Raw genomic sequence first — 14,249 nt, 5'->3', positions numbered from 1 at the left:
AGCGAACTTTTCCACATGCACTAGAGGGTGCCGAAGAGGACTGTCCCATACCTTCCCGCATAGTGGTGTATGTGCTGGGAATCCTAATGGTAACTAAAACGTAGGATGATGGAGATGGAAAAGCAAATCCTTTTCGCATGTATAGTAAATGGTATCTTTTTGAATGTTGGTACACCCATCTATGCTGAAGATGAGGCGCCAAAGTGTGAAAAAGCCAATGACACGATTGAATGGGTTGCGGGTATAAAGATCTCGAAAACCCGAGAGGACCAAATAGAGCATGCCTTAACGCTGGCGCTACAGGGAAAAACGTTTGCAGCTCTTGAGAGGAAGTATATAGAAGGCAGGAAAGAGAACGGTTACTATATGGAACCTTTTAAAATTATAGATATTCGAAATGATGAGCACGGCTTTACCTTCATCGATCTATTGGTTCGGCTTCAGCGGGTGGTGGACAATAAACCAGATCTGAAGCGGGAAGAATTTCTTGTTACATTCAAAGCTGATTATGACTGTGGGTTCGTTGTTTCAGACACTGAAAAGCTTAACTGATAGGGAGCGGTCACGCCCTTATGCCAGTAAGGTTAGACGCTCAGTGACCTTTTCGTGGCTTGATTGCTCGAGCATGTCACACACAAGTGCTTCTCAATGACATTTTAAACAGTTTTATAAGGAAAAAAGGGCACGGATACGCGGAATACGTGCCCTTTTCTTATGTAGTGGAGCGGGAAGGGCGCAGAGGAAGCGGATCTTTTCCCTTTTTCATCTCTTTGTCTTGTAAAAGGTCAGAGAGAAGAGCGAGGGGCGCAACCAGGAATCTTGTCCCCATGGTCCAGGTAAATGAAACCAAATGAAATGTGTATCGTACAGAAAGTTATTCCATTCTTGAAGAAACATTGGGGAAGCGTCGTCGAACAAGGGTATCCTGATTTGCGCGCGTAGAGAGTCCGGTCGCGAGGATGTGTTTGTAATGAAGCTAAACGACTAAAAAGAGGTATGATAATGAAAAAAGGAATGAGCATTGGTTTAATCTTTATAACCACAATACTGCTATTTGGTTGTGACGGAGAGAACTTGAACCTTATTAAATTAGATGGGGAAGTGTACCGAGCAGAAGTCTCGGACTATTCTAAAGAAGATCTAGGAAAAAGCTACGGAAAAGTGAAGTACAATTCTCCTAGCACGATGCCTCAGAATAATAAAGAGGCGACTCTATTTCCAGTAGGGACGGAGATCTTTTATAAAAAGAATCGTGAAGATGAGTTCCTCGTTAGTTTTAAAGATCGTATTTATGAATTAACAAAGCATGAATGATTTATTTGCGAACACTTTGGTTGTGAATGAATTAGAAAAGGACAAACCGAAAATGGATTTGTCCTTTTTTTGTGGGATATAAACAGAACCAATCCCGTTATCATCCCTTTTTATCCCAGTAATACCTACCCGACAAAATGTGCTAAACCCGATATACGTCGAAAAATTCAGTCATTTTAAAAGTTGGCATGAAATTTGCACATAGAATCATAAACAAGCTTAAAATCTTTTGAGGGGGAAAAAGGATGAAACAAAGACCGAGTTTTTTATTAGCGATTACGCCGATTGTATCGATGCTGCTTCTTTTAGGTATCGGGTATGGTGTATTCCATATGGAGGCAGAGCCGTTGCTTATTATTGCGGCGATTATTGCGGCTCTTGTTGGCCTAAAAGTTGGCGTGAAATGGGAAGAAATGCAGCAGGGGATTGTCGAAACAACGGCAAAAGCGCTGCCGGCGATATTGATTTTAATTACAGTTGGGATTCTGATTGGGACGTGGATGATCTCGGGGACGATCCCTGTCATGATTTATTACGGAATGAAATTAATTAATCCAGATTTCTTAGTGGTAACGGCATTCGCGGTAACAGCTGTTGTTTCTGTGTTTACGGGGACTTCTTGGGGGTCAGCAGGTACGATGGGTGTTGCGATTATGGGAATTGCGCTCGTACAAGGAGTTTCTCTTCCAATGACAGCAGGTGCTGTAGTGGCGGGTTCTTATTTCGGAGATAAGCTGTCTCCATTATCAGATACAACGAATTTAGCTCCAGCAGCTGCTGGGAGTAACTTATATGAACACATTAAGCACATGCTTTACACCACCATACCGGCCGCTCTTGTTGGAATCATCATTTACTTATTTGCCGGAAGCGGGGCAGCTGATGCGAGTGCAGGAGCAGATGAGAAATTAGCTATGATGACTGAGACGTTAAATGCGTTATATGACTGGAACATTCTTTTAATTCTTCCGGTGATTATTGTTCTAGCCGGATCAATTATGAAGTTTCCTACCATTCCTGTTATGTTAGCTTCTGTTATAACGGCCATTATCATCGGGGTTACGATGCAAGGCGTGACGCTTGAGAGTGCTTTTGTAGCGAGTGTAAGTGGATTTGATGTGACGATGATGGGCGGAGCTTCTTCTCTTTCTTCTATATCAGAAGATGTTTCCGGGCTGTTAAACCGTGGTGGAATGGAATCGATGATGGGCACAACGCTTATTGCCTTTTGTGCATTCTCATTTGCGGGAATCTTGAGTAAAACTGGATCTCTTGAAGTCGTTCTTGAGAAAGTGAATGAAGTAGCGAAATCAACAGGTAGCCTTGTTTTATCTACTGTTCTATCTTGTTTAACGATGGCGATTACAACCGGAAGCTCTTACTTATCGATACTTGTTCCAGGTGAACTGTTCCAAAAAGTGTACCAGGAACGTGGCCTTCATGCGAAGAACTTATCCCGTACATTAGAAGACTCAGGAACCGTGGTTGTGCCAATTGTTCCTTGGTCACTAGCAGGGGTTTATATGTCTACGACACTTGGTGTTCCGGTTATTGAGTACTTACCTTGGGCGGTGATGTGTTACGTTGGATTTATTTTTGCCATACTCTTTGGGTTTACAGGGTTTTCCATTGAAAAGATTACACCGTCTACACAACAGACTGCAGAAAATCAAGAACAACCACAATACAAAGCTTAATAGATGCTGGAGGGACTAGAAATTGCTGCGATTACTAAAACATGCACACGTATATACACCACAATCCATCGGCAAGAAAGATATTCTTCTTGCTGGTGGCAAAATAATAGAAATCAAAGATTCCATCGATGTAACAGGCGTGGACGTTGAGGTGTTGGATCGTTCGAACGCGATTGTTATGCCTGGCCTTGTCGATCGCCACGTTCATATAACGGGTGGAGGAGGAGAAGGAGGATTCGCGTCGAGCACACCAGAGGTTCAGCTGAGTCACGTTGTGGAAAGCGGGATTACAACGGTTGTTGGATTGCTTGGTACAAATGACGTAGGGAGAACTCCTAAAAGCCTCTTAGCAAAAGCGAAGGCCCTGCGGGAAGAGGGGTTGAATGCGTATATGCTTACAGGAGGATATGGCTATCCTTCGAATACGATCACAGGCGAGGTTCGGGAAGATCTTTTATTTATAGAAGAGATTCTTGGGTTAAAACTTGCGATCGAAGACCATCGTTCCTCATATGTAACGACGGAAGAGTTAAAGCGGCTCGCCTCTTACATACGCGTGTCTTCTATGCTTGCGAAGAAGAAAGGCTTTATCCATCTGCATATGGGAAGCGGCAAGGGGCATTACGAACAGCTCTATCAAATTCTTGAAGAAACGGATCTTCCTATTGGTCTATTTAGCCCGACGCATGTGAACCGTACGTTTGATTTGCTAGAGGCTTCTGTTGAATTTGCCAATCGTGGGGGGCTTGTAGATATTACTTCGAATGTTGGAATGAAAGGTAACAGCAAGAGCCTAACCCCGGCTGAGAGCCTCCTTTATTTACTAAATCAAGGAGTGAGTATTAATCAAATTACGGTAAGTTCAGATGCAAATGGAAGTTTGCCAGTGTTTGACGAGGGCGGACAGTTAACAGGGATGAAAGTTGCTGGCTTTGAGCCTACACTAGAAGCCCTTCGCTTTCTCATTAGAGATGAAAGCATTTCTGTAGAAGATGCGATTAAACCATTTACAACGAACCCAGCTCAAGGGCTTGGACTCGGTCAGCGTGGTTTAATTGAAGAAGGAAGCTATGCGGATTTGTTGGTGTTAAATGAAGAAGATTTATCGATATCGGATGTGATGATTAACGGAGTCTCCTTCGTTCACCAAGGAGATACGGTTCGAAAAGGAACGTTTGAATAATGGAGAGCCCCTAAGCTTATCTAGGAAACTAGACAAAGGCTAGGGGCTCTTTCATACTAGAAGAAAAAGGGTGGAGGGACAGGCATCTTATGAGAACAGTCAGCGTGATTTCATTAGGGGAGAATACATTACATAGTGTCGTAGAACAGTTAAGCAGATACTTAGGAGAAGAAGTAAACGTTCGTGGTTTCTCTGTTGAGAGGGGATTTGATGAAACGTTTGATGATGACATAGTCGTGCTGACCGGAGATACCATTTACCGCCTTGTATATGAGAGGGTTCAAACGGCTAAGAAAGTGATAATCGCAAGAAGAGCGCTTCGATATGAGTTTATCGAGCCCCTATTATCCATAAAAGAGAATGAGCACGTTCTTCTTGTGAACGATACAGAAGACAGTTGTGCTGAAGCGATTGATCAACTGAAAAGGCACGGATTTGATTCATTCACCTACCATCCTTATTACCCGGGGATGAGCCACTATGCGTCTTGCCCTGTAGCGATTACGCCAGGTGAGCCTCATCTTATTCCAAAGCGTGTTCAAGAAGTCATCGATATTGGCACGAGACAAGTGGATATAACCTCGATTACCGAGGTCCTAGTGGAGTTAGGCATGCTTGAGACGTCTGGTTCGCTCGCTTCTGCTGAATATGTGAAAGATATCATGAACGTGACGAAACAGCTATCATCATTGAACCAGCGTTTAGATTACTCAAACTTCCTTAACATGACGATTCTCGATAAATTTCCTAAAGCCCTTTTATTCTGTGATGAGGCAGGGCGGATTACCTATTTTAATGAGAAAATGACTCACATCTTTCCTGAACGGGAGATGAAGGAGTTTGGTATACAAGACTTATTCGGGGGAGACTTTGATCTGTCAGAAGCCTATTCAGAAAGGGATCATATTGTACATGTGCGCGACAAGACGTTGATCACATCCGTTGAGAAGATTGAGGATCATGAACAAGTGATTACCTATCTATTAGAGATTGAAAACTATGACACCTTTCAACAGGTGGACCGTGAGCTGCGAAAGAAAATGAAGTCCAGTACCTATACAGCGCAATATAATTTCGAGCATCTCCATACACGGAATGCTTCTATGAAGGAAATGATTGGGCTGGCTAGAAAAATGGCTCGTGGGCAATCAACGATTCTTATTCAAGGAGAGAGCGGAACAGGGAAAGAGATCCTGGCTCAATCCATTCATAATGAATCAGCGAGATCGAAGCGGCCTTTTGTTGCTGTGAATCTTGCAGCTTTGTCTTCTTCGATTTTAGAAAGCGAATTGTTTGGGTATGAGAGTGGTGCGTTCACAGGAGCGCATAAAGGTGGCAAGAAAGGGCTGTTTGAAGAAGCTCATACGGGTACGATTTTTATGGATGAGATCGGTGACGCTCCTCTTGCGTTACAGGTGAAATTATTACGCGTGCTTCAGGAAGGGGCGGTGCGTAAAGTAGGGGGCACCGAGCAGATCCCGATTGACGTCAGGATTATCGCTGCAACAAATAAAGATCTAGAACAACAGGTGAGAGATGGGGCCTTTCGGGAGGATCTATACTACCGCCTCAATATCTTGCCGATTGAAACCATTCCTATTAGAGAGCGACGGGAAGACATTCCTCCACTTCTTCACTATTATTTGAATCATTATGCGGAAGAAGAAGTGTATGACTTGAGTCAGTACTTAGATGAAGGGGCGATTTCTTTCTTGGAGTATCATCCGTGGCCGGGCAACGTGCGGGAGTTAATGAATGCGGTGGAATACATTGTGAACATGCGCTCTGTAAGCGGTAAACTTAGCTATGGTGAGCTACCTAGATATTTAAAGAGAGAAGGGGCTTCCCCGCAGGCAGTGGGGAAAGCTTTGCATTCTTCAGGTCTTTCAGAAGAAGAGGAAGTCCTGTTGATGATTCATCGAAAGTTTGGCATTGGAAGAAGAAAGATCGTGGAGGAATTGAGACAAAAAGGCATTCTGATCGGGGAAGGGAAAGTGAAGTCGATTATTCATTCTTTGAAAGATAAAGGGTGGGTTGAGGTGAATAAGGGCGTACGTGGATGTACGATTACGGAAGAAGGGCGTGCTTATGTGAAAGAGGCTGTGAATGGTTGAAGAACGAAGTGCGGAGGAAGATTTGAGCGTACAAAGCATGTTGATCTGTGACATTCTTGTAGCTTAGTGACTTGGAAACGTCACAGATACTGGCATTCTTTCACCTTTTTGGTACTATAACGAGTCAAAAGGGAAGAGATAGGAGTTTTCTGTGACTTTTTAACGTGTTCTAATGATGAAAAGGTCACAGATCAAGGTAATCTCTTACCTTTAAGAGCTTTACACACAATAAAAAGTAAGAGATCAACATAAAGAATGAGCTCCGGTCTGCTGCCGTGGCTCATTCTTCTTTTTTGCGAAGAGAATAATATTTCGAGAAACGAAGGGACGATGAACCTGTCCCCCTGTCCAAAAAAGTCTTGATTCCGTAATTGAAAATAGTTATCATTATCACTATAATAATTTAATACTACATAAGGAGAGGTCATGACATGAAATTAAAATCATACATAATGTTTGCGATGGTTGCTTGCTTATTCCTTCTAGCTGCTTGTTCTGAGACGGAAGGACAAAAGGATGAGGGAGCGTCTAAAGAGGAAGAGAAAAAGCAGTCTGAAACGAAAACGATTACGCACTTAAAGGGAGAAACGGAAATTCCTGAGAATGTTGATAAGGTGGTTGCGCTTCGTCCTAGTTACTTTGATCACATGCTAACGATTGATGAGAAGCCAGCTGGTGTTACAGCACAGCCTCAATATGGGGGCGACTACATCCCTTACTTATCTGATCAGCTTCAGGGGGCTGAGATTGTAGGATCTGCAGCAGAAGTAAACCTTGAGAAGATTTTAGAAATTAATCCTGACTTAATTCTTGCCGATGATTATATTGCTTCAAAAATCTATGAAGACCTGGAGAAGATTGCTCCAACGATCGTTCTTGGTGCTGAATCTGAAGAGGACCGCAATGACCCTGAGTTCTGGAAGCAGGACCTTATGAAGATTGCAAAGATCTTTGATAAGGAAGCACTAGCAGAAGAAAAGATTGCAGAGCTTGAAGAGAAAGTAGCTAAGGCACAAGAAGAAGTGGCTAAGCTGGATAACAAAAAATTAGCCTTCTTGCGTATCCGTGAGAAAGTGATTCAAATTTACCCTGAGACGACACACCCAATGGTCGATTTTTTATATACGGATCTTGGATTTGAGCCTTCTGACTTAACGGACCCGAAAGAGCGTGGTGACTTGTCTATGGAAGTTATTCCTGAAATGAATGCTGACCATATCTTCTTACAAGTGGATTCATCCGGTGGGCCAGAGAATTACTCTTCCATTCAAGAAAGCAGCTTATGGAAAGATCTTGATGCTGTCGAGAACGGAAATGTTCTGAAGACAGACTTCTGGATTTACAAAGCGTGGGGAGCGATTGGTCGCGACCAAATGGTTGATGAAGCGATGGAGTATATCAATAAGTAATCAAAAAAAGGCTAAACCGTTTCAAATGGTTTAGCCTTTCTTACAATCAGGAGGAGAACAAGTGCGGACACGTTCCGCAACACTGCGATTTATCTCCTTTATGGATTAAGTAGGAGAGGCAGCAATGTTTGCGAATATAAAAGGGGTCTCCTTCTTCAGGGGTATGGAGTTCGAATGTAAATTGAAGTGGGTTTGTTTCATTGTCTTTAAATAAAAGGTCGGTCGTGAATAGGTCTAAGTAATGTTGAATCCTCTCTAAGTCTGCCCCTTCTTGACGGCCTAGCACAAGACTGCGTTGAAATAGGTTGTGGGAGACAAGGGAATGGAGGTGGCTGGACTTGCTTTTAGAAGCCTTGGCTACTTGATCGAAGAGTGGTTCATGATGCTCCTTAATACACACTCGGATAAGACGTTCGACTTCTTCAGTTGAAAGTTCGTTCACCTCTTTAACAGCTGTTTCTTCGATATAATATCGATTCGGCTTACCTGCTTCTAATTTGATGCCCACGAGCTCAGGAGTTGTATCGATCAGGAGTCCATAATCAACAAGCAACGTGAAAATTCCCATGCCGAGAACAGAGTAACGTTTTCCAAACAACGTTCCAACGATCGTGGAGTTGAGTGTTTCTCTATGCTCCTTTTGAACGTCAACAAATTCTTGAGCTTGTTCTTGATCGTTAATAATGTCACTGATGCGATAGTCGATTTTGTCACCAAAATTTGATTCTATATGTATAAAGGCTTTCTCTGCCAGGAATGCGTATAGTTGTTGCTTGTGGTCTGTACTCATAGAATTCCTCCTAAATGAATCTATCGATCTATAACTATGATTATGATAATCGTTTTCAATTATAAATTAAAGAGATGACGAATACAAATCTAGTCTTACATCGCGGATATCGTTGACGAATGGTAGAAATCATAATACGCTCATACGAGGTTATAAAGCTAGTTTGGGGTTGAATGTAAAATGTCAGTTGGAGCACAAAAGATAAATAAACAAGAGTATGAAAAACAAGAAGCCAAGGGTCGACCGGTCGTCGCTTCATTGATTATTATAGCTGGTACGATCGCTATGCTTCTTGGAATGGCAGCGTCTGTGTCACTTGGAGCTGCTGATATTGATTTAAAGACTGTGTGGGACGGAGTGTTTCATTATAATGAAGAGCTCACGTCTCACCAAATTATACAAGAACTACGTATGCCAAGAGCGATCGTAGCTGCCTTGGTGGGTGGTTTCCTGGCTGTATCGGGCTCGATTATGCAAGGGATGACCAGGAATCCTTTAGCGTCCCCTTCTATTATGGGCGTAACAGATGGGTCCACCTTTATGATTGCGATTGCGTTCGCTTTCTTCCCAGGTATGACTTACTTAGGACTCATGTCGTTTTCCTTTGTTGGTGCTGGCCTTGGGGCGGGGATAGTTTTCCTTGTTGGGGCGTTCTCTAAAGGAGGACTATCTCCTGTGAAACTTGCGCTAGCCGGGACAGCTGTTGGTGCTTTACTGAGCGCGCTATCATCAGGTATTGCCATTCATTATGAAGTGGCTCAGGACATGAGCTTTTGGTATGCTGGCGGAGTCGCTGGAACGCAGTGGCTGCAAGTGAAGTTTGTGTTCCCAGTTGCGATTATTGGATTAGCCCTGGCGTTTTTCATTGCTCGGTCTGTAACGATCTTAAGTCTTGGGGAAAGTGTTGCTAAAGGGTTAGGACAACGGACGGGAACGGTGAAAGTACTGGGAACGATTGTCGTATTACTCATGACAGGAGCGGCTGTTTCTGTTGCAGGGAGTGTTGGCTTTGTTGGGCTTGTTGTCCCTCACATCACGCGCTTCTTAGTGGGGTTAGATTATAAATGGATTCTTCCGTGCTCAGCGGTGTTAGGAGGGCTTTTGTTAGTCATGGCGGATATCGGAGCTCGCATGATTAACCCTCCATACGAGACGCCGCTTGGTGCGATCACAGCTTTAGTAGGCGTCCCCTTCTTCCTGTATTTAGCACGTAAAGAAGGGAGAGGGTTGTAATGAACCATACGTTACAGAAGAAGCAAAAGAAAGCCTTATGGATTATGGCCTTGTTAGGGGCTCTTATCATTGCAAGCCTCCTCGTCAGTTTACACACAGGAGTCATTCAAATTGGCCCTGTCGATGTGATGAAGACGATCTTTGGTGCCGGGACGGATCGACAGGAGTTAGTGTTATTTGACTTCCGTTTGCCAAGGCTTGTTATCGCCATTTTAGTAGGGGCTGGATTAGCGGTCTCAGGGGCTATTTTACAAGGGGTCTCCCAAAATGGACTGGCGGACCCGGGGATCTTAGGTATAAACGCAGGGGCCGGACTTGCTGTTGTGTTATATATGTATTTCTCTGATGGATTGAATACATCTCTTGGGGCGATGTCGATTTTCATTATGCCCTTTATGGCCTTACTTGGTGCTACACTTGCTGCTGTGCTCATTTACCTATTGGCTTGGAGAAATGGCGTCACGCCTATCCGACTGATTTTAGTCGGGATCGGAGTGAACGCGGCCTTTGGTGCGGCGTTAATTATTTTTCAATTAAAAATGAACCCTCGTGATTTTATGCAAGCGACGATTTGGCTATCAGGGAGCATCTGGGGGACGAACTGGAAATATGTTCTCGCAACACTGCCATGGATCGTGATCTTGATTCCTTTAGCGATGTATAAAGCACGTTTCTTAAATGTTCTTAACCTCGGAGATCGGTTAGCGACAGGGCTTGGAACCCGCGTTGAATCTGAGAGAAGGATTCTACTATTTATTGCGGTTTGTTTAGCCGGTGCGAGTGTGGCTGTAGCGGGTGGAATTGCCTTCTTAGGGTTAGTGGCCCCGCACTTAGCTAGAAGGTTAGTAGGCCCAAGGCATCAACTGCTTATTCCTACATCTGCTTTAATGGGAGCGTTGCTGTTGCTTGTGGCTGATATGATCGGACGCAATCTTCTGGCTCCTTCTGAGATTCCGGTTGGGATCGTCGTGTCAGCACTCGGCGCCCCGTACTTTATCTATTTACTCATGAGAACGAATTAAAGGAGGAACGAACGGATGTCTAGTTTATCAACAGAAAAGCTGCGAATTGGATACGGGGATGTGACGATCGTTGACGATTTAAACGTCCACATTCCAAACGGGCAAATCACCATGATTATAGGACCAAACGGATGCGGCAAATCTACAATCCTTCAGACGATGGCCCGTCTCCTGCAGCCGAAAAGTGGCGCTGTTTATTTAGATGGGAAGGCCATTCACAAACAGTCTACGAAAGAGATTGCTAAGAAAATGGCAATCTTACCTCAGACGCCAGAAGCGCCAAGTGGATTAACCGTCTATGAGCTCGTCTCCTACGGACGCTCTCCCCATCAACGAGGGTTCGGAAAGTTAACCCATGAAGACAAGGATATCGTCCGGTGGGCCCTTGATGTGACAGGTGTCGCTGCCTTTGCTAATCGTTCAATTGATGCTTTATCTGGTGGACAGCGTCAAAAAGTATGGATTGCGATGGCACTTGCGCAAGAGACAGAGCTGCTTCTACTAGATGAACCTACGACCTACTTAGACCTTGCTCACCAGCTTGAAGTGTTGAAGCTCTTAGATCGTTTAAACAGGGAAGAAAACCGAACGATCGTGATGGTGCTTCACGACTTAAATCACGCCGCTCGCTTTGCGGATTATTTGCTAGCGTTGAACAGTGGAGAAGTCGTCAAAGAAGGCAGTGCCTCTGAGGTGATGACACCGGAGGTATTGAGAAACGTTTTTCAAATTGATGCAGAGGTGGTAGAAGATCCAAGGACCGGACGACCAGCATTGATCACCTATGATCTATTAGATAGTAGGAGGAACCAGACTCCTACGTTTGAGGGGACGGGGACGTGAGAAGCGGTTCTATGAGAGGTAATAATGGTTCGTCTATGACCTTTTGAAGCATAGTTCCTTGCAAAATGTCACAGATAAGAGCTTTCTGTTACCTTTTTTGTAGAGTAATAAGTCATAAGGGCGTAGATAGGAGGTTTCTGGGACCTTTTGAGCTATCTCCGCAAGAAAAAGGTCACTGACCAGCATAAAAAATGAGCCACGGGCTGCTTCCATGGCTCATTTTTTTATCGAAAAGGTGATATTTCGGGAAACGAAGGGACGATGAACCTGTCCCCCTGTCCAGTAGAGACGTTATCAGTATAATATAGGAGGCTGTCGTATGACCAATGTAGCACTAGTAACGGTAACCCATGATCCAGATGGAGACCATCATCAGCTATGGAAGAAATGGAAGTCAAGATTAGAGGAGCTATACCCCGAGTTGTTTATAACCGTCAGTGAGGAAACAGAGCCTGCATTCATCGAAGATCTAAAGGCTAGCGCTTTCCGTGTGAAAGTAATTCCGAAGAAAGGGGCAGCTCATGCGCGGCGAGAGGTGGTTTGTTTTGGGTTAACGGGGGAGAGTGACGTCTTTCATTATTGTGATCTCGACCGGTTGTTAACGTGGCTCGAGAATCACCCAGACGAGCTTACTTCTTTGTTAGAGGGAATGGATGAGAAAGATTACGTCATTTTAGGAAGAACAGAACGAGCATTTGAGACCCACCCAGAAGAGTGGAAGGCAACAGAACGAATTGCGAACAAAATCTTTTCCCTAGAAATAGGTGAGGAGATCGATGTCACAGCAGGTTCTTGTATGTTTTCTAAAAGAAGTGCTCACTACATAAATGAACACTCCCATGCCGACATGACCGATGCGGAGTGGCCTATGATTGTTCATCGATTCGCACACCTCTCCATTGGTCACCGCCTCGTAGAAGGGCTTGAATACCATGAAGATACGAATGGGGTTCTTGGGAGTATGACGGAAAGTGAGAAGTGGTTAAGTCGGATGAGGATGACGCTGAAGGTTAGTGAAGCGGCGGTTAGGACGGGGAAAGAAATGGAATAAGTTATGGGTGATGAGAGGTGCTTGGCCTTTGTTCGTACCCTCATCACCCCAGGTTGCTTCAGGATTATAAATTGGGGGCATGATTTATTGCTTGAAGATGGCTGGATTTTCAATACGTATCGAATCAACTTCTCCGCACTTCATACAAAATGTATAAATTTTATTTGAGCTTTTGAACGATGATTTGCTTTTCCTGATGGGCGTATAATCTGTCCCCTCTGAAAATTCAGTACCTCCACATTTAAGGCATTTTTTATCTTCCATAAACGTTATCCTCCTTTTTGAAATTTCGGTGATTATCCATTATTTGTTACGTTCCTGCTTACTTTTAGTTTCAAAAATAGAGACATTAGTCCGATATTTAACCTGCAACTTAAAAAGGGATTCTCTCTAGAGAATCGAATAGGTAGAGTGAAGAATCTTGTGGAAAAGGTGATCGTGATGGAACAATGGATTGACGCATTATTTAGTGATCCTCTGCTAGAAGAGGCAGCGAATCGCTTTGGGACAACGAGTGCTGAAGCGAAAAAGCTTGGGGATTTCGAGAATTATGTCTATGAGGTACATAAAGACGGCAAGCCTTATATCTTGCGTTTAACTCATAGCTCTCACCGTAAACATGAGGACATTCAGGCAGAGTTGGAGTGGGTGAACTTTTTACATAAGAACGGAGCCCATGTATCCGTTGCTTACACATCGGTTAATGGAGTCCTTGTGGAAGAGATTCCTGTGGAGGGGTCTTCCTTCTATATTTGTCTATTCGATAAGGCTCCAGGTTCACTGGTGAAAATGGATGATGAGCGGTTTGGACCTGACCTGTTTGAGGGTTGGGGGAGAGCCGTGGGGCATATGCACCATGTGACGAGGGGCTACCAGGCAGGAGAACATAAGAGAGACAGGTGGGAAGAGGATGACCTTCTGAACTTCCAGAAGTACCTAGATCACAGCAAGGATGAGAGGATTATACGTGAAGGGGAGAAAGTTGTACATGATCTTAAACGTCTCCCTGAAACAGAAGAGAGCTTTGGTCTGATTCATTCCGATATTCATCCGGGCAACTTCTTTTATCACGAAGGGGATATCCATATCTTTGATTTTGATGATAGTACGTATCATTTTTATGTGAGCGATGTAGCGATTCCTGTCTATTATTCAGTGTGGTGGAAACATCGCGGCGAGTCTCTTTCGGTGCGCTCAGAATACGGGGAAAAGGTGCTGTATCATTTCTTAGTAGGATACCTTCAGGAAAACCATCTGGACCTGGAGTGGATCAAGAGAATTCCGTATTTCTTGAAGCTTCGTGATATTGAGCTTTATACCGTTTTTCAAAAGAAATGGGCACCTGAGAATAGAAGTGAGAAAGAGGAAGAATTGGTGGACGGGATTCGTAAGAGAATCGTCCATGATGAGCCTCTTGTAGATTTGGATTATGAGAAAATATATAAGCGAGCTGAACGAGAGATTTCTAAATTGAATAGATAAGAGGTTTAGAGGTGATGCCATAGTGGGGGTCACCTCTTTTTTAGTGGTGAGGCGGGTAGATAGTTGGAGCTGGTCTAGACTGGGCCCGTAATGGTGCTGATTTGAGCCATC

Annotated in this window: 13 protein-coding genes; 11 read left to right on the top strand and 2 right to left on the bottom strand. The window is 43.9% G+C overall.

Annotated elements, in window-relative coordinates; translation table 11 throughout:
- The first annotated feature begins 114 nt into the window (after positions 1-114).
- The 6 genes from N780_RS10550 to N780_RS10525 all read left to right on the top strand — a co-directional run bounded on the left by N780_RS10550 (position 115) and on the right by N780_RS10525 (position 7,717).
- A complete protein-coding gene (locus tag N780_RS10550; RefSeq protein ID WP_036783587.1) occupies positions 115-552 on the top strand; it encodes a hypothetical protein in 438 nt (145 codons plus the stop codon).
- Between the two features lie 450 nt (positions 553-1,002).
- Positions 1,003-1,314 carry a hypothetical protein gene (locus tag N780_RS10545; protein ID WP_036783585.1) on the top strand — a complete coding sequence of 104 codons (312 nt, stop codon included), beginning with the start codon at positions 1,003-1,005 and terminating at the stop codon, positions 1,312-1,314.
- Between the two features lie 245 nt (positions 1,315-1,559).
- Entirely contained in the window at positions 1,560-3,011 is a 1,452-nt protein-coding gene (gene nhaC, locus N780_RS10540; protein ID WP_036783584.1) for a Na+/H+ antiporter NhaC, read from the top strand.
- A 22-nt stretch (positions 3,012-3,033) separates the two neighbouring features.
- Entirely contained in the window at positions 3,034-4,194 is a 1,161-nt protein-coding gene (gene iadA / locus N780_RS10535) for a beta-aspartyl-peptidase (RefSeq protein WP_036783583.1), read from the top strand.
- An 89-nt stretch (positions 4,195-4,283) separates the two neighbouring features.
- A complete protein-coding gene (locus tag N780_RS10530) occupies positions 4,284-6,308 on the top strand; it encodes a sigma-54 interaction domain-containing protein (RefSeq protein WP_052115010.1) in 2,025 nt (674 codons plus the stop codon).
- A 431-nt stretch (positions 6,309-6,739) separates the two neighbouring features.
- Positions 6,740-7,717 carry an ABC transporter substrate-binding protein gene (locus N780_RS10525; RefSeq protein WP_036783581.1) on the top strand — a complete coding sequence of 326 codons (978 nt, stop codon included), beginning with the start codon at positions 6,740-6,742 and terminating at the stop codon, positions 7,715-7,717.
- Positions 7,718-7,763: 46 nt separating this feature from the next.
- Here N780_RS10525 and N780_RS10520 read toward each other — a convergent pair whose 3' ends face one another.
- Complete coding sequence (locus N780_RS10520) at positions 7,764-8,507, bottom strand: (2Fe-2S)-binding protein (RefSeq protein WP_036783578.1); 744 nt, start codon at positions 8,505-8,507, stop codon at positions 7,764-7,766.
- A gap of 180 nt (positions 8,508-8,687) precedes the next feature.
- Between N780_RS10520 and N780_RS10515 the strand changes: the two genes are divergently transcribed.
- The 4 genes from N780_RS10515 (at position 8,688) to N780_RS10500 (ending at position 12,656) form a co-directional block, all read left to right on the top strand.
- Positions 8,688-9,740 (top strand): FecCD family ABC transporter permease, encoded by a 1,053-nt coding sequence (locus N780_RS10515; RefSeq protein ID WP_036783576.1) that lies wholly within the window; start codon positions 8,688-8,690, stop codon positions 9,738-9,740.
- Positions 9,740-10,762 (top strand): FecCD family ABC transporter permease, encoded by a 1,023-nt coding sequence (locus N780_RS10510; RefSeq protein ID WP_036783574.1) that lies wholly within the window; start codon positions 9,740-9,742, stop codon positions 10,760-10,762. Before N780_RS10515 ends, N780_RS10510 begins: the two co-directional genes overlap by 1 nt.
- A gap of 15 nt (positions 10,763-10,777) precedes the next feature.
- Positions 10,778-11,605 carry an ABC transporter ATP-binding protein gene (locus N780_RS10505; protein WP_036783572.1) on the top strand — a complete coding sequence of 276 codons (828 nt, stop codon included), beginning with the start codon at positions 10,778-10,780 and terminating at the stop codon, positions 11,603-11,605.
- Positions 11,606-11,924: 319 nt separating this feature from the next.
- Entirely contained in the window at positions 11,925-12,656 is a 732-nt protein-coding gene (locus N780_RS10500) for a hypothetical protein (protein ID WP_036783571.1), read from the top strand.
- A gap of 84 nt (positions 12,657-12,740) precedes the next feature.
- On the opposite strand, the gene N780_RS10495 is transcribed toward N780_RS10500, so the two are convergent.
- Positions 12,741-12,920, bottom strand: a complete 180-nt coding sequence (locus tag N780_RS10495) for a hypothetical protein (RefSeq protein ID WP_198135851.1) — start codon at positions 12,918-12,920, stop codon at positions 12,741-12,743.
- A 177-nt stretch (positions 12,921-13,097) separates the two neighbouring features.
- Here N780_RS10495 and N780_RS10490 point away from each other — a divergent pair, with 177 nt between their 5' ends.
- On the top strand, positions 13,098-14,138 hold the full coding sequence (locus N780_RS10490) for a phosphotransferase enzyme family protein (RefSeq protein ID WP_036783568.1): 1,041 nt from the start codon (positions 13,098-13,100) through the stop codon (positions 14,136-14,138).
- Positions 14,139-14,249: the final 111 nt, after the last annotated feature.

The organism is Pontibacillus chungwhensis BH030062 (genome assembly GCF_000770675.1).
In the GTDB taxonomy this organism is placed as follows: Bacteria; Bacillota; Bacilli; order Bacillales; family BH030062; genus Pontibacillus; species Pontibacillus chungwhensis.
The sequence above is the reverse complement of the archived record's forward strand: the minus strand, read 5'-3'. Positions and strand labels throughout refer to the sequence as shown.

Bases quoted from the DNA above. Each gene is read 5' to 3' on its own strand.
- N780_RS10550 (WP_036783587.1), top strand. From the start codon at position 115: ATGGAAAAGCAAATCCTTTTCGCATGTATAGTAAATGGTATCTTTTTG.
- N780_RS10545 (WP_036783585.1), top strand. From the start codon at position 1,003: ATGAAAAAAGGAATGAGCATTGGTTTAATCTTTATAACCACAATACTG.
- nhaC (WP_036783584.1), top strand. From the start codon at position 1,560: ATGAAACAAAGACCGAGTTTTTTATTAGCGATTACGCCGATTGTATCG.
- N780_RS10530 (WP_052115010.1), top strand. From the start codon at position 4,284: ATGAGAACAGTCAGCGTGATTTCATTAGGGGAGAATACATTACATAGT.
- N780_RS10525 (WP_036783581.1), top strand. From the start codon at position 6,740: ATGAAATTAAAATCATACATAATGTTTGCGATGGTTGCTTGCTTATTC.
- N780_RS10520 (WP_036783578.1), bottom strand. From the start codon at position 8,507: ATGAGTACAGACCACAAGCAACAACTATACGCATTCCTGGCAGAGAAA.
- N780_RS10515 (WP_036783576.1), top strand. From the start codon at position 8,688: ATGTCAGTTGGAGCACAAAAGATAAATAAACAAGAGTATGAAAAACAA.
- N780_RS10510 (WP_036783574.1), top strand. From the start codon at position 9,740: ATGAACCATACGTTACAGAAGAAGCAAAAGAAAGCCTTATGGATTATG.
- N780_RS10505 (WP_036783572.1), top strand. From the start codon at position 10,778: ATGTCTAGTTTATCAACAGAAAAGCTGCGAATTGGATACGGGGATGTG.
- N780_RS10500 (WP_036783571.1), top strand. From the start codon at position 11,925: ATGACCAATGTAGCACTAGTAACGGTAACCCATGATCCAGATGGAGAC.
- N780_RS10495 (WP_198135851.1), bottom strand. From the start codon at position 12,920: ATGGAAGATAAAAAATGCCTTAAATGTGGAGGTACTGAATTTTCAGAG.
- N780_RS10490 (WP_036783568.1), top strand. From the start codon at position 13,098: ATGGAACAATGGATTGACGCATTATTTAGTGATCCTCTGCTAGAAGAG.